The sequence below is a fragment of the Sulfitobacter sediminivivens genome (assembly GCF_042611115.2).
Taxonomy (GTDB): Bacteria; Pseudomonadota; Alphaproteobacteria; order Rhodobacterales; family Rhodobacteraceae; genus Sulfitobacter; species Sulfitobacter sediminivivens.
In genome coordinates this window covers 26,723-52,300 of record NZ_JBHGAR020000018.1, presented here as the reverse complement: position 1 = coordinate 52,300, position 25,578 = coordinate 26,723, and the positions used below count along the sequence as shown (strand labels likewise).

The 25,578-nt window shown below is 57.8% G+C and carries 25 protein-coding genes; 14 read left to right on the top strand and 11 right to left on the bottom strand.

Annotated elements, in window-relative coordinates:
- Positions 1–40 precede the first annotated feature (40 nt).
- The 5 genes from ntrX to dusB all read right to left on the bottom strand — a co-directional run bounded on the left by ntrX (position 41) and on the right by dusB (position 7,221).
- Positions 41–1,456, bottom strand: coding sequence for a nitrogen assimilation response regulator NtrX (ntrX, locus tag ACEWL3_RS16345; RefSeq protein ID WP_386178692.1), 1,416 nt, complete (start codon positions 1,454–1,456; stop codon positions 41–43).
- 14 nt (positions 1,457–1,470) lie between these two features.
- On the bottom strand, positions 1,471–3,696 hold the full coding sequence (locus ACEWL3_RS16340; RefSeq protein WP_386178690.1) for a sensor histidine kinase NtrY-like: 2,226 nt from the start codon (positions 3,694–3,696) through the stop codon (positions 1,471–1,473).
- 101 nt (positions 3,697–3,797) lie between these two features.
- Positions 3,798–5,165, bottom strand: a complete 1,368-nt coding sequence (locus tag ACEWL3_RS16335; protein WP_386178687.1) for a response regulator — start codon at positions 5,163–5,165, stop codon at positions 3,798–3,800.
- Entirely contained in the window at positions 5,165–6,238 is a 1,074-nt protein-coding gene (locus ACEWL3_RS16330; RefSeq protein WP_386178684.1) for a two-component system sensor histidine kinase NtrB, read from the bottom strand. The genes ACEWL3_RS16335 and ACEWL3_RS16330 overlap by 1 nt, the downstream gene beginning before the upstream one ends.
- Entirely contained in the window at positions 6,235–7,221 is a 987-nt protein-coding gene (gene dusB, locus ACEWL3_RS16325; protein WP_386178681.1) for a tRNA dihydrouridine synthase DusB, read from the bottom strand. Before dusB ends, ACEWL3_RS16330 begins: the two co-directional genes overlap by 4 nt.
- Positions 7,222–7,411: 190 nt before the next feature.
- Between dusB and ACEWL3_RS16320 the strand changes: the two genes are divergently transcribed.
- From ACEWL3_RS16320 to ACEWL3_RS16305, 4 genes are all read left to right on the top strand, one after another.
- Positions 7,412–8,542: a bifunctional 2-C-methyl-D-erythritol 4-phosphate cytidylyltransferase/2-C-methyl-D-erythritol 2,4-cyclodiphosphate synthase gene (locus ACEWL3_RS16320; RefSeq protein ID WP_386178678.1), complete on the top strand. Its 1,131-nt coding sequence runs from the start codon at positions 7,412–7,414 to the stop codon at positions 8,540–8,542.
- Positions 8,539–9,027, top strand: a complete 489-nt coding sequence (locus ACEWL3_RS16315) for a phosphatidylglycerophosphatase A family protein (protein ID WP_386178675.1) — start codon at positions 8,539–8,541, stop codon at positions 9,025–9,027. Before ACEWL3_RS16320 ends, ACEWL3_RS16315 begins: the two co-directional genes overlap by 4 nt.
- Positions 9,028–9,031: 4 nt before the next feature.
- Positions 9,032–9,514: a CinA family protein gene (locus ACEWL3_RS16310; protein ID WP_386178673.1), complete on the top strand. Its 483-nt coding sequence runs from the start codon at positions 9,032–9,034 to the stop codon at positions 9,512–9,514.
- A gap of 136 nt (positions 9,515–9,650) precedes the next feature.
- Positions 9,651–10,832, top strand: coding sequence for an ammonium transporter (locus ACEWL3_RS16305; protein WP_386178670.1), 1,182 nt, complete (start codon positions 9,651–9,653; stop codon positions 10,830–10,832).
- Here ACEWL3_RS16305 and ACEWL3_RS16300 read toward each other — a convergent pair.
- Both ACEWL3_RS16300 and ACEWL3_RS16295 read right to left on the bottom strand, forming a co-directional pair.
- Positions 10,814–12,088, bottom strand: a complete 1,275-nt coding sequence (locus ACEWL3_RS16300) for an MmgE/PrpD family protein (RefSeq protein WP_386178667.1) — start codon at positions 12,086–12,088, stop codon at positions 10,814–10,816. The genes ACEWL3_RS16305 and ACEWL3_RS16300 overlap by 19 nt on opposite strands.
- On the bottom strand, positions 12,085–12,540 hold the full coding sequence (locus ACEWL3_RS16295; protein WP_386178664.1) for a type II toxin-antitoxin system RatA family toxin: 456 nt from the start codon (positions 12,538–12,540) through the stop codon (positions 12,085–12,087). The genes ACEWL3_RS16300 and ACEWL3_RS16295 overlap by 4 nt, the downstream gene beginning before the upstream one ends.
- 67 nt (positions 12,541–12,607) lie before the next feature.
- Between ACEWL3_RS16295 and hpt the strand changes: the two genes are divergently transcribed.
- The 4 genes from hpt (at position 12,608) to ACEWL3_RS16275 (ending at position 14,771) form a co-directional block, all read left to right on the top strand.
- Positions 12,608–13,144, top strand: coding sequence for a hypoxanthine phosphoribosyltransferase (gene hpt, locus ACEWL3_RS16290; RefSeq protein ID WP_386178661.1), 537 nt, complete (start codon positions 12,608–12,610; stop codon positions 13,142–13,144).
- Positions 13,141–13,314 (top strand): hypothetical protein, encoded by a 174-nt coding sequence (locus ACEWL3_RS16285; protein WP_386178658.1) that lies wholly within the window; start codon positions 13,141–13,143, stop codon positions 13,312–13,314. Before hpt ends, ACEWL3_RS16285 begins: the two co-directional genes overlap by 4 nt.
- A gap of 98 nt (positions 13,315–13,412) precedes the next feature.
- On the top strand, positions 13,413–13,877 hold the full coding sequence (locus ACEWL3_RS16280) for a c-type cytochrome (RefSeq protein WP_386178655.1): 465 nt from the start codon (positions 13,413–13,415) through the stop codon (positions 13,875–13,877).
- A gap of 3 nt (positions 13,878–13,880) precedes the next feature.
- Complete coding sequence (locus ACEWL3_RS16275) at positions 13,881–14,771, top strand: c-type cytochrome (protein WP_386178652.1); 891 nt, start codon at positions 13,881–13,883, stop codon at positions 14,769–14,771.
- 27 nt (positions 14,772–14,798) lie between these two features.
- Here ACEWL3_RS16275 and lipA read toward each other — a convergent pair whose 3' ends face one another.
- From lipA to ACEWL3_RS16260, 3 genes are all read right to left on the bottom strand, one after another.
- Positions 14,799–15,752, bottom strand: coding sequence for a lipoyl synthase (lipA, locus tag ACEWL3_RS16270; RefSeq protein ID WP_386178649.1), 954 nt, complete (start codon positions 15,750–15,752; stop codon positions 14,799–14,801).
- Between the two features lie 91 nt (positions 15,753–15,843).
- Positions 15,844–16,299, bottom strand: coding sequence for a hypothetical protein (locus tag ACEWL3_RS16265; protein WP_386178646.1), 456 nt, complete (start codon positions 16,297–16,299; stop codon positions 15,844–15,846).
- Positions 16,300–16,480: 181 nt separating this feature from the next.
- Positions 16,481–17,605, bottom strand: coding sequence for a DUF6456 domain-containing protein (locus ACEWL3_RS16260; RefSeq protein WP_386178643.1), 1,125 nt, complete (start codon positions 17,603–17,605; stop codon positions 16,481–16,483).
- A gap of 255 nt (positions 17,606–17,860) precedes the next feature.
- Here ACEWL3_RS16260 and ACEWL3_RS16255 point away from each other — a divergent pair, with 255 nt between their 5' ends.
- Positions 17,861–18,163, top strand: coding sequence for a DUF6477 family protein (locus tag ACEWL3_RS16255; RefSeq protein WP_114878562.1), 303 nt, complete (start codon positions 17,861–17,863; stop codon positions 18,161–18,163).
- A 21-nt stretch (positions 18,164–18,184) separates the two neighbouring features.
- Here the strand turns inward: ACEWL3_RS16255 and ACEWL3_RS16250 are convergent, their stop codons facing one another.
- Positions 18,185–19,723, bottom strand: a complete 1,539-nt coding sequence (locus tag ACEWL3_RS16250; RefSeq protein ID WP_386178640.1) for a trimethylamine methyltransferase family protein — start codon at positions 19,721–19,723, stop codon at positions 18,185–18,187.
- 205 nt (positions 19,724–19,928) lie between these two features.
- Here ACEWL3_RS16250 and guaA point away from each other — a divergent pair, with 205 nt between their 5' ends.
- The 5 genes from guaA to ACEWL3_RS16225 all read left to right on the top strand — a co-directional run bounded on the left by guaA (position 19,929) and on the right by ACEWL3_RS16225 (position 25,578).
- Complete coding sequence (gene guaA / locus ACEWL3_RS16245) at positions 19,929–21,503, top strand: glutamine-hydrolyzing GMP synthase (protein WP_386178637.1); 1,575 nt, start codon at positions 19,929–19,931, stop codon at positions 21,501–21,503.
- Between the two features lie 57 nt (positions 21,504–21,560).
- A complete protein-coding gene (locus tag ACEWL3_RS16240; RefSeq protein ID WP_386178634.1) occupies positions 21,561–22,436 on the top strand; it encodes a DMT family transporter in 876 nt (291 codons plus the stop codon).
- A 132-nt stretch (positions 22,437–22,568) separates the two neighbouring features.
- Positions 22,569–23,663, top strand: a complete 1,095-nt coding sequence (locus ACEWL3_RS16235) for an OmpP1/FadL family transporter (RefSeq protein WP_386178631.1) — start codon at positions 22,569–22,571, stop codon at positions 23,661–23,663.
- Between the two features lie 110 nt (positions 23,664–23,773).
- Positions 23,774–24,700, top strand: a complete 927-nt coding sequence (locus ACEWL3_RS16230; RefSeq protein ID WP_386178628.1) for a DMT family transporter — start codon at positions 23,774–23,776, stop codon at positions 24,698–24,700.
- Between the two features lie 17 nt (positions 24,701–24,717).
- Complete coding sequence (locus tag ACEWL3_RS16225) at positions 24,718–25,578, top strand: ATPase (protein WP_386178625.1); 861 nt, start codon at positions 24,718–24,720, stop codon at positions 25,576–25,578.

Sequence of the window (25,578 nt, the reverse complement as noted above, 5' to 3'; positions counted from 1 at the left end):
GCGCCGAAAAGATCATCTCAATTGATAGGGGATCCGCCCCCTACTCGACGCTCTCGTCCTCATCCACATCCACATGGGCCACCCGCACCCCGGATTTGGCAGACGTCACCACGCCCAGTGACTTGAGCTTTCGGTGCAGGGCCGAGCGCTCCATGCCGACAAAGTTTGCCGTGCGGCTGATGTTACCGCCAAAACGGTTGATCTGAGTCAGCAGATACTCGCGCTCAAACGCCTCGCGCGCCTCGCGCAGGGGCAAGGTTGCCAGGGCACCCGACAGCACGACGCGGCCATCTTCTTCGCTGTGATCATCCTCGCCCGGCAATTCGCGGGCCTCAATAGGACCAGTGCCATCGCCCAGGATCAACACCCGTTCCACAAGGTTCTTGAGCTGACGCACGTTGCCCGGCCAGATCATTGTCTGCAGCAGCGCAATCGCATCCTCACTCAATTTACGTTGTGGCAAACCTTGGGATTTGTGCATTTCCGCAATGAAATGTTCTGCCAAAAGCGGAATGTCTTCGCGCCGTTCCTCAAGCGCCGGGACGGCGATGGGCACGACGTTCAGGCGGTGAAACAATTCCTGGCGAAAGGTCTCTGCCTTGATGGCGGCGTCCAGGTCCTTGTTTGTGCTCGACACCACGCGCAGATCGACGCGCACCTTGTCGTTGCCGCCAACACGGGTGAATTGCTGATCCACCAACACCCGCAGAATTTTCGACTGGGTGCCAAGCGGCATATCGGCCACTTCATCAAAATAGATCACCCCGCCATGGGCCTGCTCAAGCAAACCCGGCTCAACGCCGCGCTCTGCGTTTTCGCGACCAAATAGCACCTCTTCCATGCGATCCGGTTCTACACCGGCACAATTGACCGTGACAAACGGGGCCGAGGCACGAGCCGATTGTGCGTGAATATAACGTGCGGCGACTTCCTTGCCCGACCCGGCGGGTCCGGTCAGCATCACCCGGCCGTTGGATTTTGTGACTTTGTCGAGTTGGCCAATCAACGCCCGGAACGCAGCCGAGGCACCGATCATCTCTGAACTGGTCACATCGCGGCGTCTGAGGCTCTGGTTCTCGCGCCGCAGCCGCGAGGTTTCCATGGCGCGCCGGATGACCACCAACAGCTGATCAATATTAAAGGGCTTTTCAATGAAATCATACGCCCCCTGCTTGATCGCGGCGACAGCAATTTCGATGTTGCCGTGACCAGAGATGATGACCACCGGCACATCCGGGTTGTCGCGTTTGACCGCCTTGAGGATATCAATGCCGTCCATGCGACTGTCTTTCAGCCAGATATCGAGCACCATCAGCGACGGAGGTTCCAGATTGATCGCGGCCATCGCGTCATCAGAGTTGCCGGCCAGCCGGGTGATATACCCCTCATCCTCCAGAATATCCGAGATCAGTTCGCGAATGTCGCGTTCATCGTCTACAATCAGAATGTCACTCATCGGTTTTCTCCACTCTACTCAGTCGTTACATGGGGAAGCAAAGGCAGCGTGATCACCGCCATGGCCCCAAAATGGTTTTGCCCGTCAAAAACGGGCGCATTCTCGAGGACAAGCGTGCCGCCGTGTTCCTCGATGATCTTCTTGACGATCGGCAAGCCCAGACCGGTGCCTTCGCTCCGGGTCGTGACGTAGGGCTCAAACAACGCAGCCCGGTCTTCGGGCAGGCCGATGCCATTGTCGGAAATCGTCAATATCGCGCTTGTCTCGTCTGTCGTAAGGGTCAGGTTGATTTGCGGGATCAGCCCCTCAGGCGCGCCTTTTTCCACGAGCGTTTCAATGGCTTCTCCTGCGTTCTTAATCAGGTTTGTCAACGCCTGCGAGATCATAGTGCCGTCAATCTGCGCCATAACCGGATCATCCGGCAGGTTGGCCCGGATCTTAACGCCGGGCTGTCCGGTTTGTTGCAACAATACGGCGTCACGGACCAGTTGTTTGATGTCCTGAACGGATGTCTCAGGCTCGGGCATCCGCGCAAATTTGGAAAACTCGTCAACGATCCGGCGCAGGTCGCCGGTTTGGCGGATGATCACGCCGGTCATCTGCTCCAGCGCCTCCGCATCCTCCCCGACTTTTGGGCCGAATTTGCGCCGGATACGTTCCGCGCTCAGTTGAATGGGCGTCAGGGGGTTCTTGATCTCATGGGCGATCCGGCGCGCCACGTCGCCCCAGGCTGCCATACGTTGTGCGCTGACCAAATCGGTCACGTCGTCAAATGCCACAACGTAGCCTTCAAGCCCCCCGTCGTCCCCGCGCCGCGTGGCCATGCGGACCAGCAGGTTTTCCATTGATCCCTGACGCGAGACTTTGACTTCGCCCTGTGCCACCTCACCGGGGCCGGAGATCACTGTGTCAAAGAGCGGACCAAATTCCGGTACGGCAACCGTCAGTGCCAGCGACTGCTGTTCCTCGGTCCAATCCAAAAGCCGCATCGCCGAACGGTTGACGAATGTCACGCAGCCTTCCGGGTCAAGCCCCACAACCCCGGAGGTGACCGAACTCAGGACCGAATCAAACAGGCGGCGCCGGCGTTCAATCTGACGGGTGTTGTCGAGCAACGTCTCGCGCTGACCCTTTAATTGTTTGGTCATCTGGTTGAAATAACGGCCCAGCATCGCAATTTCATCATCGCCGTCTTCTTCGCGGACCTGCACGTTCAGATCCCCTGCCCCGACCTGTTGTGCCGCCCCGGTCAACCTCCCCACAGGACCAGACAGACGTTCTGCAAACCACAGGCCCAACCAGACCGCGGCCAGAATGAGGATCACGGCAAATGCCAGATAAACCAGCGCAAATTCAAACAACAACCGTCCACGGTCCGATTCCAACTGCTGGTAAAGGCGCACCGTCTCTTTCGTCTCGTCCAGCAAGGACAGGATTTCGCCGTCCACGTCCCGGCTGACATACAGATACCGGTCCACAAATGACGTCATCGAAACAAGCGCGCGGAACTCATTATTGGGCCAATCTTCGATGACCAACACCTCTTGAGATGCGGCCGCCTCAATCTGGCTGGTTGTCGGTTCCTCAAAATCAAAAAGATAAGATCGATCACCTCGCGCCCTGATTTGTGCAGTGCCATCAATAAGATAGGCCTCGCGCAACCCGCGCTGGATTTGCCGCTGACCTTCGCCGAGCAGTTCACTGTCACTGAGCGAAATGCCTTGGCGCCGCGCATTGTCGATGCTGCGGGCAAGAGCGACGGCATCCGAGATCAGGTCTTCGCGCTGCTCTGCCTCATAGGCTTGCGCGGCGGCCAGTGAGTTGCTGACCACACCGCTGACGCGGTCCGAAAACCATCCCTCTAGCCCGACATTGACCGTAAGCCCTGCAAATACCGCGACCGTCACCGTCGGGATCAACGCCATCAGCGCAAAGACCCCGGTCAGCCGCAGATGCAGTCGCGATCCCGCGGATTTGGCCCGCCGGGCCGCAATCAGACGGGCGACCTGTGCCAGAACAAGGGCTGCAATCAACAGCACATAAACGAGATCGAGCAACAGGATAAGCCGCAAGCCCGGCGTATTCGCACTTTGGCCCAAGGGACCAAGAATCAAGTAGGTCGCCATCGCAAGAATCGGGCCGAGCACGACCAGACCCAACGTGACGCCATTGCGCACACGCTTGATCCGGCGCAAACGACCGAGACGTTCCAGTGTAAAACTGCGTGACCGGGTTGCCACCCGCTCTCCTCACCGATGATGTGGTGCGCGCACGCACCTACCGCCATATTTTGTGGTCCTGATCAGGGTTGATACCTGATGGCCACGGTTATGTGGCCCTTTTACATCATTTTACGACCGCGTGTCACCTCTATATCGAGGTCGGTGATCTTCTTGCGCAAAGTATTGCGATTGATGCCGAGCAGATCGGCACATTTGGCCTGATTTCCAGCGGTTGAGGCCAGAGCGATTTCAATCAAAGGTGCCTCAACCTCGCGCAGGATGCGGCCATACAGGCCCGGTGGCGGCAACAACGTGCCGTGCAGATCGAAATAGCGCCGCAAATGCCTCTCGACCGAAGCGCCCAGACGTTCGGTACTGGCCTGGGCATGCAGTGGCTCTTGATCGGGCTGCGCGCCCAGCACCTGCTCGGCCTCGGTCTGGGTAATCTGGGGCGCGCGGCTGGTCAGCGCCAATTGCCGCATCGCATGTTCCAACTGCCGCACATTGCCCGGCCAGGGATAGTTGGCAAAGACTTTGATCGCCCCCTCGGACAGACGCCGCGCGCCAGCGTTGCCGCCCTCGGCACGCTCCAGAAAATGCGTGGCAAGCAGGTCAATATCCTCAACCCGGTCGCGCAGGTTCGGCACATGCAGCGTTGCCCCGGACAACCGATAATAAAGATCACGGCGCAATGTGCCATCTTTCATCGCGGCGGCCATATCGGTCTGGCTGGTTGCCAGAAATCGGGGGCTGTATTCACCCGGTGCATCCATCATCCGCGCAATACGCGCCTGAAGGGTCTGGGGAATATCGCCGATCTCATCAATCAGTAACGTCCCCCCACGTACCCGCGCCAGCACCCGTGCTGGCCCCTCTATGTCTTGCAGATCGCCGGCTGTTACGGTGACAAACGGCAGGCTTCGGCGGTCGGAATAGTCGTGTATCGCCTTGCCGATCAGCGATTTTCCCGTACCGCTTTCCCCCCAGATCAATACCGGCAGATCCGCATTCATCACCCGCGCCACGACGCGGTAGAGCGATTGCATCACCGGGGTGCGCCCCACCAGCGGCAGTTCGTCCTGAGCGTCACCATCACCGGTTGGCATAGCGCGCTTTGGCGTGCCGTTCCGGTCCAGTGCCCGCGCAGTGCGTTTCATCAGATCGGGCAAATCAAACGGCTTGGGCAGATAATCAAAAGCATCCGCCTCAGCTGCCTTGATCGCCGTCATGATCGTATTTTGGGCCGAAATAACAATCACCGGCAGATCAGGCCGATCCAGTGAAATCTTCGGTAGCATCTCCAACCCGTTGCCATCGGGCATTGCGACATCGGTGATCACACAATCGCCTTTGCCCTCAGCGACCCAACGCATCAGGGTGGTCAGGCTTGAGGTGGCATGCACCTTACATCCTGCGCGGGTCAGCGCTTGGGTCAAAACGGTGCGAATCGTGCGGTCGTCGTCTGCGACCAGAACGGTACCATCCATTATGTCTTCTCCGATTCTAAAGGGGCGCGGGATAGCGAAATGCGAAACACGGTTTTGCCAGGCACCGACGTGACCGAAATCCAGCCGCCGTGTTCCGAGATGATCTTGCTGACCAAAGCCAGCCCAAGGCCGGTGCCGTTTTCACGACCCGAAACAAAAGGATCAAACACATCACCCTTGATGTGTTCGGGCAAACCGGGGCCATCGTCGATTATTTCGATCTGCAAAGGCAGCGATTGGCCGGACCCATCAGATCGGCGCAATCGAAATGAGTGTTCAAAGTAGCTGTGCAGACGAATGGTGCCGCCGCCCTCGCCCGCAGCCTCTGAAGCGTTCTTCAGCAGGTTTAGGATCACCTGCAGCAGCTGGTCCTTGTCGCCCAAAGCCATGGGCAAGGAGGGATCATAATCCTCGATAATCTTCATCTGCGCGCCAAACCCCAATAGAGCCGAGCGGCGTGCGCGGTCCAGCACATCGTGCAGGTTGACCGGCTGGCGTACGGGTTCGGTCAGATTTCCGAACTGCTCAACCTGCTCCAGCAGTTTGACGATACGGCGGCTTTCGGCAACGATCAGGTCCGTCAACTCCAACTCATCCGCCGCAAGGTTCATTGACAACAGCTGTGCTGCACCGGTGATCCCCGCCAGCGGGTTCTTGATCTCATGGGCCAGCATTTCGGCCATGCCGATGGCCGATTTTGCGGCGGATTTGACCGTGTGATTTTGGGTCATGCGCCCGGCCAATTCGCGCGGCGTGATCATCATGATCATATGACCGGGTGCCTCTGTCAGCGGCGCAATCTGCAACCCGCATTGCAAAGGCGCACGTTGGCCCGACCCCACATCCACATCATTCACGAACAGCGGTGTGCCCTGTTCGCGCGACCGTGCAAAAGCCACCTCGAACGGGTCATCAATTGCGATGATGTCCCAGACCGGGACCCCCACAACCGATTTCGTTGACGCATTCAGAAACCCTTCGGCGGCCGGGTTGATGTCGATGATCTTGTCGTCGGGCGCGATGATGACTGCCGGAACCGGCAATGAGGCCCAGATGCGCAAGTCTGATTTCATGCCGCCGCCACCATATCTGCATCCCCTTGCATCGCCTGCGCGATCAAGGCTTGCGTCTGTGGCACCGTTTTGGCGGTCAGCACCGCACGGCGCAGATCGGCAGGTGTGCCGCATGTGTCCATGTACCAGCCCAGATGTTTGCGCGCGACACGGTGGCCCAATGTTTTGCCGTAAAAGCGCAGCATGGCCGCATAATGCCCAGCAACCATGTCAGTGAAAGCCGCCCCAAAAGGGATCGTGGGTGCCGGGGTGCCGAAAATATCGTGAGCAATTTGCGCCAAAAGCCACGGCTTGCCCTGCGCGCCGCGCCCGATCATCACGCCGTCAGCGCCCGCGTCTTCAAGTGCCGTGCGCGCGGTGGCCGTACTCACAATATCGCCATTGGCAATCACGGGGATCTGTACCGCATCCTTGATCTCGCGGATCGCGCGCCAATTGGCGTGACCTTTGTAAAACTGGCACCGGGTACGGCCATGAATGGTGATCATCTGAATGCCCGCCGCCTCGGCGCGCACCGCAATCTCAGTCGCGTTCAGCATCGTATCATCCCACCCAAGACGGGTCTTGAGCGTCACCGGCACCTTGACGGCCCCCACAACCGCTTCGATTAGGCGCAGCGCATGGTCCGGCGTTTTCATCAGCGCCGAACCGGACGCGCCTTGTGTGACCTTTTTCGCGGGACAGCCCATGTTGATGTCGATAATCCGCGCGCCCCGCGCCTCGATCATTCGGGCGGCTTCGGCCATCGGTTCTGCTTCGCGCCCGGCGATCTGAACGGCGGTGCCTTGAATGCCCAGGCCCAGCTCGGCTTTTTCACGGGTGCCTGGACGGCGACAAAGCAGTTCATGGCACGCCACCATCTCGGACACCACCAACCCGGCACCGAAGGACGCGACAAGCGTTCGGTATGGCAGATCGGTGATTCCGGCCATCGGGGCCAGGAAAACCGGGTAAGGCGAGTCGAAAGGCAGCGATGGGGGCATCACATGCTTAATCCTTAATCCATGCGGCGATTGGGGTGGTTTAGCGCCAAGGTGCTGCAAGCTCAATGAAATTGGCAGGTAAAAAGCAATCGCTTGCCGAGGTTTGCCTAAATTATGGGCAGATTATCGCGGTGATTGCGTGACTGCCCTGCTTTGCCTAGACAGACATCATGCAAAAGGCCACTCATCCATGACCACAACAGCGCTGATCGTTGCCGCCGGGCGCGGCACCCGTGCTGGCGGCCATGCGCCAAAGCAGTGGCAAATGCTGGCCGGCACCCGGGTGATTGATCACACGGTGGCCGCTTTTCAAAATCATCCGGGGATCGACCGCATTGTAGTGGTCCTGCACCCTGATGACATGGCACATGCCGCTTCGTTTGAGGATCAGGGGATCACCATCGCCGAAGGAGGTGCAGATCGCGCCACATCGGTGCGCAATGGCCTCGCTGCGCTGGGAGGTGAAACGCATGTGCTGATCCATGATGCCGCGCGGCCCTGTGTGTCGGCGCAGGTGATTTCTGGCGTGCTAGACGCGCTTGTCACGGCCTCGGCGGCGGCTCCGGGTCTGGCGATCACAGACGCGCTTTGGCGCGGGGCAGATGGCCGCATCACCGGGACGACAGACCGCGCCGGGCTTTTCGCGGCACAGACGCCGCAAGGTTTCGAAGTGGCCGCAATATGCGCCGCACACGAAGCCTATGCCGGCACCGCTTTGGATGATGTAGAGGTAGCGCGCGCCGCTGGGATTACCGTTACCATGACCCCCGGCGACGGGGACAACATCAAAATCACCACTGCAGATGATTTCGCCCGCGCGGCCCGCATATTGGAGAACAGAATGGACATTCGCACTGGTAACGGTTTTGACGTGCATGCCTTTGGCCCGGGCGATCATGTGATGCTCTGTGGCGTGAAAATCCCATATGATCAGGGGCTTGTCGGTCATTCTGACGCCGATGTGGGGATGCACACGGTGACAGACGCGATTTACGGGGCGCTGGCGATGGGCGACATTGGGCAACATTTCCCGCCCTCTGATCCGCAATGGAAAGGCGCATCAAGTGACGTGTTTCTGCGCCATGCGGTTGGGTTGGTTCGCGAGAAGGGTTTTACGCTTTGCCATGTCGACTGCACGCTGATTTGTGAGCACCCCAAGGTGGGACCCCACAGCACTGCGATGCGCAAATTCATGGCGGAGATTTTGGACATCGACATTGCCCGCATGTCGGTCAAGGCAACCACAACAGAGCGGCTTGGTTTTACCGGACGCGGTGAAGGGATCGCCGCCATGGCCACAGCAACATTGGTGAAATCATGAAAATTGTCCAACTGACCGCAACCCTTTTGGGCGTCGGATACATTCGTCCGGCACCCGGTACATGGGGGTCACTGGTCGCCCTGCCCTATGCGTGGCTTGTCCATATCATCGGCGGGTTTCCGTTGTTGATCCTTGGCGTTGTCGCAGCCTTTTTAATTGGATGGTGGGCAACCGCAGCAATGACTCAAGGGTCGGACGAACATGATCCGTCAGAGATTGTCGTGGACGAATTGGTCGGGCAGTGGATCGCACTCTTGCCGCTCAGCTATGCCGCGTGGTCGATGCAGATCAGCATTCTGGCGATGTGGCCCGGTTGGATCGCGGCCTTTGCGCTGTTCCGGCTGTTCGATATCTGGAAGCCATGGATCGTAGGCTGGGCGGATCGTCGCGGTGACGCGATGGGTGTGATGCTGGATGATGTGTTTGCCGGCGTGTTTGCCGCGATTGGTGTGATGGCCCTTGCGGCGCTCTATCACGGGACGTGACCGAATGAGCATCCCCGCCCAACTCCTTGCTGAGGCTATCAAAAAAGGCATCATGATCACCTGCGCAGAAAGCTGTACAGGTGGCATGCTTGCTGCGGCACTTACCGATCTGCCGGGATCGTCTGCGATGTTCGACCGCGGTTTCGTCACCTACACCAATGCCGCCAAGATCGACCTGCTGGGCGTATCTGCCGCAACATTGCGCGACCACGGTGCGGTGTCCGAAGAGACCGCGCAGGAGATGGCGCAAGGGGCCCTATCCCGATCAGATGCGCAGATCGCGGTGTCCATCACCGGGATTGCAGGCCCCGGCGGATCGGATCACAAACCCGAAGGCCGCGTGTGTTTCGGTCTGGCCACAGCCAGCAAGCAGCTCACTGAAACCCATGATTTTGGTGCTTTGGGACGCGCTCAGGTCCGCATGAAGGCCCGCGATCACGCGCTGGCCCTTCTGGCGAAGGCGGTTGCAGAAGCGCCCTCAAATTAGGCAGCGTGGCACCGGGGCCGCCCAAATGTTGTGCAATTGCAGTTTTGCATAATTTATCGGCGCTCTGATCCTTTCCCATGCAGTCCCCGCAGGCTTTGAGGTTCTCCCATTGTTTGCACTGCCCGGAGAAACCCCAATGAATGCTGCCGATTCCGCATGGATCATGACCGCCACTGCCCTTGTCTTGTTTATGACGCTGCCGGGGCTGGCGCTGTTTTACGGTGGGCTTGTCCGCGCGCGCAACGTGTTGAGCGTGTTCATGCATTGTTATGCCATCGCCTGTCTGATGAGCGTGCTTTGGTTCTTTGTCGGTTACTCCATCGCATTTGGCCCCGGTGAAAGCGGGCTATGGGGCGGCTTGGCCAAGGCGGGTCTGAACGGTGTCACCGCAGACAGCCTGAGCGGTAGCCTGCCTGAAATCCTGTTCTTTGCGTTCCAGATGACGTTCGCGATCATCACCCCGGCCTTGATTGTTGGTGCCTACGTCGAACGCATCAACTTTGGCTTTATGCTGCTGTTCTCAAGCCTGTGGATGCTGATTTGCTACGCGCCTGTCGTACATTGGGTCTGGGGCGGTGGCATGTTGGCCGATGGTGGTATTTTTGGAGAGACGGGCGTCAGGGATTTCGCGGGCGGCATCGTGGTGCATGAGACCGCAGGTCTGGCAGCATTGATCATCGCCATTTTCCTTGGACCGCGCAAGAATCAGACAACGCCGCCGCACAATCCCGGTTTTGTAATGATCGGGGCCACGATGTTGTGGATCGGCTGGTTCGGGTTCAACGGGGGGTCGCAACTGGCCGCTGATGGCGGTGCCGCAATGGCAATCACCGTCACCCATATATCTGCCGCAACAGCGTCGCTCACTTGGGCGCTGTGGGAACGGATCAAATTTGGCAAAGCCTCACTGGTTGGCATTGTGACGGGCACCATCGCCGGGCTTGCCTCTATCACACCTGCATCCGGATTTGTCGGGCCATGGGCCGCGCTTCTAATCGGTGCCGTGGCCGGTATCTTGTGTCAGGAAGCGGTCGTGCTGATCCGTAACCGGTTCAAGATTGACGACACGCTGGATGTCTTTGCGGTGCACGGTGTTGGTGGTATTTTTGGCACGATCATGATCGCGGTGCTGGGTGCTGGCACATGGGCCGCCCAACTTGGGTCGCTGGTGATCGTTGGCGCGTTTACGGCGGTGGTCACGCTGGGCCTGATCGTGATCTGCCGGGCCATCATTCCGATGCGTGTGGATCTTGAGATTGAAACCAACGGTCTCGACCTCAGCGTGCACGGCGAACGGGCCTATGACATGAGCAGTTGATCGGTGAGATCGCGCAGGTTTTCGCCCTGCGCGATCTGCCAAAGATCATCGGCGCGGGCATCGCCCAGCAAGGCAACCCCTTTTGCGCCCAACTTCTCGGCCCGTTCTGCCAAGCTCATCGGTGTCATCAAATCATGCCGCAACCGCCGCAATGCGCCGGTACTTTCGGTTACTGTGATTTCCGCCTGGGTTTCGGTCAAACGGTCGTCTTGTGACACTTTGACCTTTCCGCGCAGCGCACGCACCTCATCATCGGTGCAGATCGCATCGCAAAAGCTGGCGATCGCACCGGTATCATGACCCGCAAGTTTCATCGCGGCGGTCTGGGCATAGCTGAATTTGGCGGCAAGTCCGGTGGTTGGTTCGGCGATATTGCACACCGACATCCAGCGTGGATGGGTGCGAATGTGAATGCCGGATACGTCGTCTGACGTCAGCCGCAGGTCGCCCAATGCCTCAAGCATGGCGTGCAGGCCATGACAACAGGCGTGAAATTTATGGCTGATGGTGGTGATGTGCCAATCGCCCTTGCCCGGACGGATATCTTCGTTTTGACCCTGGTGCGTTGCGGCAAACCCCAGTGGGCCCGCCATGCCGTCATGGGCCGCAGTCATGCCCGCCTGAGCCCAAAGCGTCGCCTCAACCCCGGTACGCGCGGCGAGCCCCGCGTTGAGCGGCTTGGCCATGGTGCCGAACTGTGCCTTCAGGCCCGATGCCATCGACGCACATAAACCAAGTGCGTGCCGCATCTCTGACGGATCAAGACCCAACAGGCGCGCGGTGGCCAGGGTGGCCCCAAATGCCCCGGCGGTGGCGGTCTGGTGATACCCCACCTGATAATGCGCACGGCCCAGCCAGAGACCGGTGAGGATCGACGCCTCAATACCGATTGTCGCAGCCTCAGCCACCTCACGCATCGGCGCGTCGACCTCTTCGGCCAGCGCCAGAACGGCGGGGATCACGGCGACCGACGGATGACCGATATGGGCAAAATGCGTGTCATCATAATCAAGCGCATGGGACAGCGTTCCATTGATCAACGCCGCAGTGGCAGCAGGTGCCGTGCCCCCGCCAATCACCGTTGCTGGCCCCTGCCCGCGCGTCAGTTGTGCTGCCACAAATTCATCAAAATCCGGTGCGCGCGCGCCTGCAATACCACATACCGCCCAGTCAAATAGTGACAGCCGCATCATCGTCATCGCGTCTTTTGGCGGGGTCACGGCGGCAAATTTAATCAGCTGATCCGTGACACTCATGGCTCAACAGGGGCATAAAGATCGGCGGCGCGGCTTTCAAAGGCACGCACGACGCGGGTCATCGCCTCGTTGAACACCACGCCAATGATTTTTTGCAAAATGGCGTTGCGAAATTCAAAATCGACATCGAAATGCACGTTGCATCCACCATCAGTGTCTTCAAACGTCCAGTTCGACAACATGTGCTTGAACGGCCCGTTCAGATACTCAGTGTGTATTTTCTTTGTCTCGGGCCACAGCACGACCCGGCTGGTGAACCGTTCGCGGAACACTTTGAAACTGATCACCAGATCGGCATCCATGACCCGATGATCGCCACGGTCTTCGTTGGACCGGATGCGCGCAGCAGCAGTCCATGGCAGGAATTCCGGGTACCTGCCCACATCCGCAACCAGATCGTACATCTGTTGCGCGGTGTAGGGCAGTGGTTTGGTCTCTGAATGGGTAGGCATTGATTTCCGGTGCTGACAGCGTTAGCCCTATCTCACTGTTTCACTGCATAAATTCAAGGGCAAAGCCATGCCAGATCGCGCGTATGTCATAGACGAGATGATCTCGGCCAAATCCATTGCCGCCCGAATCGAAGAATTGTGCCGCGCCATTCACGACGAATTCGAAGGCACGGACAAACTGGTTGTGGTGGGATTGTTGCGCGGTTCATTCGTGTTCATTGCTGATCTGGTGCGCGAGTTGGACCTTCCGATCGAGGTCGATTTCCTTGAGGCGTCAAGCTATGGAGATGGCATGGAAAGCAGCCGGGAAGTGCGCATTCTCAAAGACTTACGCGGCCCAATTGAAGGACGTGACGTATTGTTGGTTGAGGATATCGTCGATACCGGCCACACGCTGCACCATGTTACAAACCTGCTGAAATCGCGCGAACCTGCCCGCCTCAAAACCATCGCGCTTCTGGACAAGCCAAGCCGTCGCGAGGTCGATATGAAGGCCGACTGGACCGGCTTTGAAATCCCGGACGAATTCGTCGTGGGTTACGGGATCGACTTTGCCCAACGCAACCGCAACCTGCCGTTCATCGGTAAGGTAAGGTTTGTATGAGCCCCAATTGGCTTTTTCGCATGTCGCGATGGGCGCGCAATCCCCCGTCACCCACACGGGTCAAGCTGGTGTTTGGCGTGATCGCACTGGCGGCCGTGATCTGGGGTCTCGAATGGATGGGCTGGTGGCCGGACTGGGCCACCGCAGAACGGATACCGCGCAAATTTTGATCATTTCGCCCCCTCTCAATAAGGCACAGATGCTCACGGAAATGTTTACTCCTGCGGGAATGCCTTATGTTAGGTTCGGATCAACAGAGGAGACCTTTATGACATCTTTACCGCGCCTTCCATTTGCCATCGGGTTAAGCATTGCCATTGTGGCAACCGCTGGCCTTGCCGCGACCGCGAACGAAAAAGCGGTCGCCGCCCGCCACGCACAGATGCAAATGATCAGCTATAATACCGGGTTGTTGGGTGACATTGCCAAGGGGGACGCCGAATTTGACGCCGCAATAGTGGCTTCAGCAGCGGCAAACCTGAATGCGCTGGCAAAGTTGGACGGGACGTCATTGTGGATCGCAGGCACCGAACAAGGTGCCATCGAAGGATCCCGCGCCAAGGCTGAAATCTGGACGGATGCGTCAGGTTTTGCAGGCAAATTCGCTGCACTGGAAAAGGCCAGCGCCGACATGATGGGCGCCGCAGATCTGGATGCGGTAAAAGCAGGCATGGGTGCCATCGGCGGGGCTTGCAAGGCATGTCACGATACATTCCGCGGCCCAAAGAACTAAGCCTTGCGGGGTTTTCTAACAGCAGGTTTGGCCTGTGCGGTCATCGCCGCCGGGGGCTTTTTTGCCTTGACGGCCCCTGCTGCCCTTGACCCCAATTTTGGTCAGGGCACGGCCCCTGATCCCGAGGCGGGTCAGTTGGTTTTCGCGGCTGGTGGATGTGTGTCCTGCCATGCCGTTCCGGGTGCCACCGAGGATGCAAAACTGGTGTTGGCCGGTGGTCTGCCCTTTCCCAGTGATTTCGGGACGTTTTATGCCCCCAATATTTCACCTGACATGGTTCACGGGATTGGTGCCTGGACCTTGGCTGAATTTGCGCGTGCGGTGACCAAAGGCGTTTCGCCCGACAACAGCCATTATTATCCAGCGTTCCCCTATACCGCTTACGCGCATCTTGACCAGCAGGATGTGATCAACCTTTTCACCTACATGCAAAGCCTGCCTGCATCAGCAATCCCCTCCAAAGCGCACGATGTATCGTTTCCGTTCAACATCCGGCGCGGTTTGGGGTTATGGAAAATGCTGTTCGGGTCAGATGAATTTGTGCTGAATGGCGACCTTACTGAGGAGGTTGCGCGCGGGCGGTATTTGGCCGAGGGATTGGCCCATTGCGGCGAATGCCACACACCGCGCAACGCCCTTGGCGGGCTGAATCGCGATGCGTGGTTGTCCGGCGCGCCGAACCCGTCGGGCAAAGGCACAATTCCCAACATCACACCCGCCAAGCTTGAATGGTCAGAGGCAGATCTGATCGAATATTTCACGTCTGGCTTTACACCTGAATATGACAGTGCCGGGGGCGAGATGGCCGAAGTGGTCAGCAACCTCGCCCAGTTGCCACAAAGCGACCGGGCTGCGATTGCAGCTTACCTCAAGGCGATACCGGCGGTCGAGTGACCGGTTGCAATCGCTAATTTCAGCTTGTCAGGAAATGCCCAGCTTTTTCTGGCGCGCCGCGCGCAGCTGCGCAAAATCATCGCCCGCATGATAGCTGGACCGCGTCAGCGGCGTGGCCGAAACCATCAGGAACCCTTTGCCATAGGCCGCCTTTTCATAGGCCGCAAATTCATCCGGATGTACAAACCGATCGACCCGGTGGTGCTTTGGCGTGGGTTGCAGGTATTGCCCAATGGTCAGAAAATCGATGTCAGCTGCGCGCATGTCTTCCATGACCTGAATGACCGACTGGCGGTCTTCGCCAAGCCCCACCATGATGCCCGACTTGGTGAACATCGAGGGATCCAATTCCTTGACCCGCTGCAACAGCCGCAATGAATGGAAATACCGCGCGCCGGGGCGCACTTCGGGATAAAGCCCCGGGACTGTTTCAAGGTTGTGATTAAAGACATCCGGGCGCGCCTCGACCACGATCTCAAGTACCGATGGGTCACAGCGGATAAAATCAGGGGTCAGAATTTCAATGGTGGTGTCGGGCGACCGTTTGCGGATGGCCCGGATGGTCTGGGCAAAATGCTCCGCACCGCCGTCCGCGACATCGTCACGGTCCACTGATGTGATAACCACGTGATTGAGGCCCAGCTTTTGAACGGCATCCGCCACGCGGCCCGGCTCAAACACATCCAGATCTTCCGGCGGCTTGCCGGTCGCGATGTTGCAGAACGTGCAGGCGCGGGTACACACCTCGCCCATGATCATCATCGTTGCATGGCCCTGGCTCCAGCATTCCCCGACGTTGGGGCATCCCGCCTCTTCGCACACCGTGACCAGTTTATGATCGCGCATGATCTTGGCGGTATCGGCATAGCCCTTGCCGCCAGGTGCCTTGACCCTGATCCAGCTTGGCTTTTTCGGCTGCGCATTGTCAGGCTTGCGGGCCTTTTCAGGGTGGCGCTCGGCAGGGATTTTCAGATCACGCATGGCAAAGACCTTTGGCTGGTTTGTCCCTGTCTAACAATATCTTGCGGCTAACAAAAGGCCACAGCCCGCAACCCTGTCATGCAAAACGTGCCTAATGCCACCACCGCGCCCCCATCTTGCGGCGCAGCCAGCCACCCACGCTCCAATGATCACGGGCAATCATCAGCAACAAAGCGATAAATGCGGCCATCACAGCCAGATCAATCACCTGATTCCGGTTGATCGGAAAACCTTTTGCATTGACGGCAAATGGGTCAAAGAACCCCTCCCAACGGCGGGTAAGCGTATAAAAATGCATTGCCGCCAATGCGCCGTAGCTGGCATATCGAAAAATCCCCAACACAACCAGGGCACAGATTGCAATCTGCACCCCGCCGGCCAGATAAATCTGGCTTAACGACAGATCAACACCGTCAAAATTCCTGGCCAGGAACTGATATTGCTTGGGCGTGATGACCTTGTGGACGGCCCACAGAAAAATGAACCACGCCAATCCAATTCGCAGGATCAATAAAGCGGCAGCATCGCGGCGGTCCTGGGCGGTCATGGGGCAAGCTCCTTTGGGTGCGCCTTGATAATCCACGGTAATAATCGTGCCCATAGACAACCACGCAACACACGCAAATTTGAGCAGCGCCCTGCTTCACCCTTTCTTAAATACCGTCGGACATCGCGGTCCCGCCCCGATCACCAGATGTGACCACCAAATGAACAACACCGCATCGGTCCTAGCCAATCATCGGGCCACCCGGACCAATCGTTTCATCGTAATGCCGCTTGAGCCGCATCAGCGCGATGCGCAGCACGATCTTGCCAGAACGGGCCGACCAGCCCAGCCGTTTTTCTGTCGTCTCAAGCCCTTCAAGATAACAACAGCAGCGCAATACGACATCCGACAACCCCGGCCCCAGATCGGCGAGTGCCGCAGCAACCCGCGCACGCGCAGCCGAAGGCGCGTCAACGCCACCGCCACCGCGTTTCGTTGCGCCCCCGGTGCCCGGTGTCAGGAAATTATCCCAGTTCTGGGCGACCCGCGTGCCCATCTGTGCAAGTTCAAAATCCTCGCGCAGCCGTTCTCCCGCATGGACCAAATCGTCGCGCAAAAACGGCTTACCCTTTGCATCACGGCGCCGCGCCAGAGCGGCCAGTGGGCTTTCAGCCAGATTATATTTGGCCCGTTGGGTCGCGGTGCCCTGTCCTTCGCCGTCTTCATCCCATGCATCCTGGGCCCCGGAAAACGCTGTCTGTGCTTCGGCAAATCCCTTTTGCGCTGATACCGGCTCTTTCAGATTTTCCAACATCCCGTCCAGTGCGGCGCGTCCGGCGGCGGTGATGTGATACCGGATGATCCGGCCGGTATTCCCGGCAGCTATCCAATTCTTGAGCGCCATCGCCTGCGCCACATTTGATGCCACCACGGCTGTGCGGGTGCTGCCGCCACTGGCCAGGTCGCGCACAACGACGGCTTTTTCCATTTCTGCGGCAACCGCCAGGACGGCACCGGTTTCGCACAAACGCCGCAGAATTCGCAGCGCTTCGCGCGTCAATGTGGCTTCATCTGGCAGGGCATCGGTTGGCGTTATTGCCATCGGGGCGCATTCCTTGCTTGTTTTGTATGATTTTTTGGGCGTTGAACTCAGCGGCACCGACCCCAGCTTGCGCAGGGCGGCGTCAACAAGCGGATCATCCCGGCGCGTTTCAATTTGCCGGATTTGCCGCATGACAGTTGACGCATGACAACCCGCCACACGCGCCAGCGCGCGGATCGGCTGGCCACGTTCAGTATGGGCCAGATAATGGAGCGCCCCGGTGGGCACCCATCCCGGCATGTTCAAAATGACTGGGGTTTCCATTCCTGCATCTTTCTCCCGTCTAAGGAAAGTTATCCACAAAGTTACAGACAATTTTATCCACACAACCTAAGGATGTATCTGTTACCTATTCGTTAAAATAAGGCGGTTTGGTAATCATTGTTTCTAAAAGATAAACAGTTATGAAAGCACCGCGCGGGGTCCCATCGCGCCGCGCAACACCCGGATGAGTTGTGCCACTGTGCTGAGGACAAGGCGATTCTGACCGCCTCCCTCCAAGTGACCAAAGGACCCACCATGCAAGATTTGATTTCCATGCTGCACACGCTCCACCGTCCCCGTCTGATGATGCGCGCCGCGCGCATCGGAGCAGAGGGATATTCGCGCACGAACCACCTGCCCCGGCTCTTGGGCTATGGCGTGTTGCCCCGGCACGGTGCCGCACTGCTCAAGCTGATGGAGATAGAGGCGGAGTTGAACGCCCAACGCAAAGCGGCGGATGCAGGTTATAGCCTGATCCGTCACATTGACGTCCTGATCGCGATGGTTGGTGAGGCCCGCGTGCTGAAGGCCTCACAAATTGCCGAAGTGGCAGGTTGATCCTGCGGCGCTGCGGCCAGCCTACATAAAGCTGTCGGGCTCGGCCGCCTTTTTCTGCGCCACATAGGCATCCAGTGCCTCGCGGATTGCCGGATCAAGCGCTGGCTGCTGATAGTCGGCCAACATTTTCTCAACCCGGATTGACGCGAGGGCTTGCGTGTCGCGTGCGCCTTCGTCTTCCCATGTCTCAAAGGGTTTGTAATCCAGCAGGTCAGACTTCCAGAATGCTGCCTTGAAATTGGCCTGAGTGTGCGCACAGCCAAGGTAATGGCCACCCGGACCCACTTCGCGGATCGCATCCATGGCCTGGGCATTCTCGTCGATTTCAATGCCCTTTGCGATGTGATGAAGCGCGCCCAATTGATCCGCGTCCATCACGAATTTTTCAAAGGAACTGACCAGACCGCCCTCAAGCCACCCGCATGAATGCAGCATGAAGTTTACCCCTGCCAGCAGCCCCATGTTCAGGCTGTTCGCGGTTTCATAAGCCGCCTGCGCATCCGGCAACTTGGAGCCACAGAAAGATCCAGCAGACCGGAAAGGCAAGTTCATGCGCCGTGCCAGTTGGCCTGCGCCATAGGTGATATGCGCTGCCTCGGGGGTGCCAAATGTCGGCGCACCAGAATTCATGTCAATCGACGTCACGAAGGCACCAAAGATCACCGGCGCGCCCCTGCGCACCAACTGGCTATAGGCGATGCCCGCCAGAACTTCGGCCATGACCTGCGTCAGCGTTCCCATCACCGATACCGGTGCCATCGCCCCGCCGACGATAAACGGCGAGATAATGGAAGCTTGGTTATTCTCGGCATAGACCTTGAGTGCGCCCATCATGACATCGTCAAATGTCATCGGTGAGTTGATGTTGATGAGCGATGTCATCACGGTGTTTTTCTGAACAAAGTCCTCACCAAAAAGGATGCCGCACATATCAACACTGTCCTGCGCGCGGCTGGGTTCGGTCACAGATCCCATAAACGGCTTATCGCTAAGCGTCATATGCGCATAAAGCATGTCGAGATGGCGTTTGTTCACCGGAATATCCGTCGGCTCGCACACTGTACCACCAGAATGGTGCAGCCATTTCGACATATAGGCCAGTTTCACGAATTTGTTGAAATCCGCCATCGTGGCATAGCGCCGACCACCCGCAGCGTCGCGCACGAAGGGCGGGCCGTAGACAGGTGCCAAGACAAGGTTCTTTCCGCCCACCACAACGTTGCGCGCCGGGTTTCGGGCATGTTGCGTGTACTCGGAAGGCGCTGTTTTGCACAGCTCACGGGCCAGACCTTTGGGGATACGCACGCGGTCGCCGTCAATCGACGCGCCAGCGGCGCGCCACAGGTCCAATGCGTCTGGGTTGTCCGGGAAATTCACGCCGATCTCTTCAAGAATAATGTCGGCGTTGCGCTCAATAATCTCAAGCGCCTCTTCGTTCAGCACTTCGAAATTAGGGATATTGCGCTCAATATACTTTGCCGTCTCAAACGACACCGCGCTGCGCTCTGCGCGCCGTGCGGCACCGCCGCCACCCCGAGCCCGCCGTGCTGATTCCGCCATTGTGTATCCCCTCTCGTGCAAACTGTTGCCCCGTAGGTATCCCATTCCCCACGCACCCTTCGCGCGGATAACGGCTAGCCTGAGAAGAAAGCGACATGACCCAGAGTGAAGAAGTCGATTTTCGGGCCAAGATAACCGGCCCGATCCACGGTCCGCGCCCCTTCACCTCTTGCCACCCTCGCCGCCCACGCATAATCAGACACCCATGACAGATATCATTTCCCCCTCCGACCATGACCGCCTGCTGATCATCGACTTTGGCAGCCAGGTGACGCAACTGATCGCCCGCCGCCTGCGCGAATTGCACGTGTTTTGCGAAATTCACCCCTTTAACACGGTCACGGACGCATTTCTGGCTGATTTTGCGCCAAAAGCAGTGATCTTTTCGGGTGGCCCGTCTTCTGTCTTTGCCGAAGGCGCGCCGATGCCGCCAAAGTCGGTCTTTGATCTGGGCGTGCCGATCCTTGGTATCTGTTATGGCCAGCAGGTGATGATGCAGTGCCTTGGCGGCAAAGTGGAACGCGGCCATGGGACCGCTGAATTTGGCCGCGCATATGTAACCCCTGAGGCGCGCAAATTGGCGCTGCTGGAAGGATGGTTCGAGGCCGACCGTGAACAGGTTTGGATGAGCCACGGTGACCATGTCAGCGAAATTGCACCGGGGTTTGAGGTCTATGGCACCTCGCCCAATGCACCTTTTGCCATCACCGGCGATACGGAACGCAATTTTTACGCGGTTCAGTTTCACCCAGAGGTTCATCACACGCCCAATGGGGCCAAGCTCTATGAGAACTTTGTCAAACTGGCCGGTTTCAAAGGCGACTGGACCATGCGCGCCTACCGCGAAGAGGCGATTGCCGCGATCCGGGCGCAGGTGGGCGATCAAAAGGTCATCTGCGGGTTGTCGGGCGGCGTCGATTCCTCTGTTGCTGCGGTCTTGATCCACGAGGCGATTGGCGATCAGCTGACGTGCGTGTTTGTCGATCATGGTTTGCTGCGCAAGGGTGAGGCTGAGGAAGTCGTCACCATGTTCCGCGACAACTATAATATGCCGCTGATCCATGCCGACGAACAGGAACTGTTCCTGGGTGAACTCGACGGTGTAAGTGACCCGGAAACAAAAAGAAAGATCATTGGCAAGCTGTTCATCGATGTGTTCCAGAAACACGCCAAGGCCGTGGGCGATGCGACGTTTCTGGCGCAAGGCACGCTCTATCCCGATGTCATCGAATCGGTTTCCTTTTCTGGTGGCCCTTCGGTGACAATCAAGAGCCACCACAATGTCGGTGGCCTGCCTGAAAAGATGGGGTTGAAACTGGTCGAACCCCTGCGTGAGTTGTTCAAGGACGAAGTGCGCGCCTTGGGCCGTGAATTGGGCCTGCCTACAAGCTTTATCGGTCGTCATCCGTTTCCCGGCCCCGGTCTTGCGATCCGTTGTCCCGGTGAAATCACCCGTCCCAAGCTCGATATTCTGCGCCAGGCTGATGCGGTCTACATCGACCAGATCCGCAAACATGGGCTTTATGACGAGATCTGGCAGGCCTTCGTTGCGATCCTGCCCGTGCGCACCGTTGGTGTGATGGGCGATGGTCGGACCTATGATTTTGCCTGCGCCCTGCGCGCGGTGACATCCGTCGATGGTATGACAGCTGATTATTATCCGTTCACGCATGATTTCCTTGGTGAAACGGCAACACGCATCATCAATGAAGTGCCGGGCATCAACCGGGTAACCTATGATATTACATCCAAGCCACCGGGCACCATTGAATGGGAATAATGCACCGGCGCGAATTGCGGCTCACTGCGCCGAACTGCCTGACTTGGACCCCATGACATGAGCACAACCCTGCGCGCCGCACTTTGGATGATCGGATCAATTGCGTCGTTTTCGGCCATGGCCATCGCCGGGCGGGAACTGGGCGCGCGGTTCGACACATTTGAGATCATGATGTACCGCAGCGCCTTTGGCGTATTCGTAGTGATCATTGTCGCATTTGCCACGGGGGCATGGCGTCAGATCAACACCCGCAACATGGGCCAGCAGGTCATTCGCAATCTGGCGCATTTCACCGGGCAAAACCTGTGGTTCTATGCGGTGACTGTCATTCCGCTGGCGCAGGTTTTTGCACTTGAATTCACCTCACCGCTCTGGGTGATCGTGCTGTCGCCCCTGATCTTGGGCGAACGGCTGACGTTTATGCGTGGCGTTGCCGCGATCATGGGCTTTATCGGCATCCTGATTGTCGCCCGGCCCAGCATCGATGGCATAAACGCAGGTTTGATTGCTGCGGCGTCCTCCGCAATCTTCTTTGCGCTGACGATCATGTTCACCAAACGCCTGACGCGGACCCAGACCATCACCGGCATTTTGTTTTACCTGACCACCATGCAATTGGTCTTTGGGTTGATTACCGCTGGATATGACGGCGACATCGCCCTGCCGGACGCTGTCAGCCTGCCGTTTCTGGCGCTGATAGGCATCTGCGGCCTGCTTGCACATTATTGCCTGACCAACGCCCTGTCGATTGCGCCCGCAACTGTGGTCGTACCGATTGATTTCATCCGCCTGCCGGTCATCGCGGTCCTGGGGATGCTGCTCTATCAAGAATCGCTGGATATCTGGGTTTTTGTCGGAGCTGTGGTGATATTTGCCGGGAATTACCTAAACATCTGGTTTGAGACGCGCAAAGGTGTTGCTCAAAAGCCGTAACGTAGGGTCACGAATAGATGTGCCCTAGCGTCAGTAATTGACCGAATGGCACATTTGTCCACATAACACGTTCATCCCGCGCACACCCTATGATTGTACCTCGCGACGGGTAACTTCTGGGGAGGAGTGATAATGAAGAGATTTATTCTGGCTACAACAGCCTTGACCGCGTCCGCATTCGCCGCACAGGCTGGCGGTCTTGACCGGTCCAACCAAGACATTGGGATCATCTTTGAGAGCGGTAACCGTTTTGAGTTGAGCTTCGGCAGATCAAGCCCAACTGTTGATGGGAATGACGGCGGGACATCGACCGGTAACGTAACAGGTGACTTCAACATCATTAGTGGCGCTTTGCGCTATGAATTAAACGATCAATGGTCATTCGCCTTTATCGTAGACGAGCCTTTTGGGTCCGACCTAACCTATCCGACTGTGCCTGGTTCAACATATGGCGGGACGGAAGGTATTGTAGATAGCATCGCATTTACCGCTTTAGCACGATATAAATTCGATGACGCGTGGAGCGTCCACGGTGGTGTTCGTTACCAAGAACTTGAAGCACGCGTGACACTTCAAGGTGCCGGGTACGGTGGGCTAAGCGGGTACAATGCAAATTTCGGTTCCGATGGCGCGTTTGGGTATGTCATTGGCGGTGCATTTGAAAAACCCGAAATCGCCTTGCGTGTTGCCTTAACATATCAGTCTGCGATCAAGCACGATTTACCTACAACAGAAAATTTTGGTGGTCCATCAGCGGACACGAGAGTGCAAACACCGGAAAGTCTAAATCTGGAATTTCAAACTGGAGTTGCCAAAGATACTTTGGTGTTTGGCTCAATCCGCTATGCTCGGTATAGCGACACCATAGTAAGGCCAACAGTTTTTGCCGGATTCACCCCTCCCGGCACCAGCCTGACAACAATCGAAGATTCCACAGACTACGAAATTGGTGTTGGCCGTCGGTTTAATGATCAATGGTCAGGTTCAGTCGCAATTGGTTACCAGCGTGAGAATGGTGATAGCTTGGTGTCCCCTCTCGGACCGACGGATGGTGCAAAGTACATCTCCCTTGGTGCAAAATATCAGGCGTCCGACCGCTTGGATATTTCAGCCGGCGCGCGTTACACTAATTTGGGTGACGCAGTTGCAACGACAACTTTGGGCAGCGTACCGTTTGCCGATAACGATGCAATCTCTATCGGCATCAAAATCGGTTACAACTTCTAATCTTCTTCGACATAATTCAATCAAGCCCGGTGTCAAATACGCCGGGCTTTTTTCATGTCTTGCGCATGAACCGGGTCGCCGACGGGTGCGGTCTGGGATAGTGCTTCGGCATGATGATCCAAAAAACCATATCTTCACGCGCCTGGACCGAAATGTTGCTGTTGGCGCTGCTCTGGGGGGCATCGTTTCTGGCCGTTCGCGTGGCGCTGGACGAAATCGGGCCGCTGACCTCGGTCGCGCACCGCGTTGGATGGGCGATGATCGCACTTTGGATTGCCGTCGCGGTGATGCGGCTTCCCCTGCCGAGGGAGCCGCGTGTCTGGGCTGCTTTTCTGGGTATGGGTTTGTTGAACAACGTCGTTCCCTTTGGCCTGATGGCTTGGGGGCAATTGCACATTGAAAGCGGCCTGACCTCGATCCTGAACGCCGCAACCGCCATATTCGGGGTGCTGGCCGCGGCGATCTTTTTCGCGGATGAGCGTATTTCAACCCGCAAGGCCGTGGGCGTCGTGCTGGGATTTGCAGGTGTCGCCACGGCCATCGGTCTGGAAAACCTGCGCAATTTCGACATTCGGTCGCTGGCGCAACTGGCCGTTATTGCGGGCACCGTGTCTTATGCGCTGGCGGGCGTCTGGGCGCGCAAAATGCTGTCAGATCAGCCGCCGCAGGTGGCGGCAGCGGGTATGGTCACCGGGGCGACGCTGATCATGCTGCCCGTTTCATGGCTGATCGAAGGACCACTAACCCTGAACCTGCAAACGCCGACTTTGCTGGCGATTGCCTATTACGCGCTGGCGGCCACGGCATTTGCCTATCTGCTCTATTACCGCGTGCTGGGCATGGCGGGCAGTGGCAATCTGATGTTGGTGACCTTGCTGGTCGCACCGGTGGCAATCGTTCTTGGGGCATGGGTGCGCGACGAAACACTGCGCGCGTCAGCGTTTGGCGGTTTTGCACTGCTTGCCCTTGGATTGATTGTGCTTGATGGCCGCATCTGGCGTCTGCTGCGCGGCTGGGGTACTCAGGGGAAACGCTGATCAACGGACCCGACTTTATGCTTTATTCCTCTGCCCAAGAATGGCGCGACGCCGCCCATCGCAAAGTGCTGGTGTTCGGCATGTCGGGATTGGGAAAAACCCATCTTTCCGGCCTGTTGCGCGGCTCAGGAAATTGGTTTCACTACTCAATCGACTACCGGATCGGCACCCGCTATCTGGGCGAAACCATTGCGGACAATGCCAAGGCAGAAGCGATGAAAGTGCCGTTCCTGCGCGATCTGCTCTTGAGCGACAGCATCTATATCGGCTCAAACATCACCTTCAAAAACCTTAGCCCTGTGGCGACCTGGTTGGGCAAACCTGGCGACCCGGACAAGGGCGGTTTGCCAATGGCGGAATATGCCAAACGCCAGGAATTATTCAAACAGGCCGAAATTTCCGCGTTACTGGACACCGGTTATTTCTCGACCCGTGCGCAGAACCTTTATGGCTATGATCACTTTATCTGCGACACCGGGGGGTCGATCTGTGAATGGGTCAATCCCGGCGACCCGCAGGATCCACTGCTGAACGCGTTGTCGGAGGAATGTTTGCTGGTCTGGATCAAGGGCGACGATGCCCATACTCAGGAACTGATCCGTCGCTTTGACAAAGCCCCGAAACCGATGGCCTATCAACCTGAATTTCTTGCGCGCATCTGGCAGGAATATCTGAACGAAAACAAATGCTCAGAGGATGACGTTGACCCCAATGCATTCATTCGGTGGACCTATGCAAAGGCCCTGACCCATCGGCAACCCCGCTATGCCGCCATGGCGAACTGGGGGGTGACCATCACCCCCGATCAGATCGGCACGCTGCGCAGTGAGGACGATTTTGTGGACCTGATTTCCACCACCTTGCCCGACGCCGGTTGA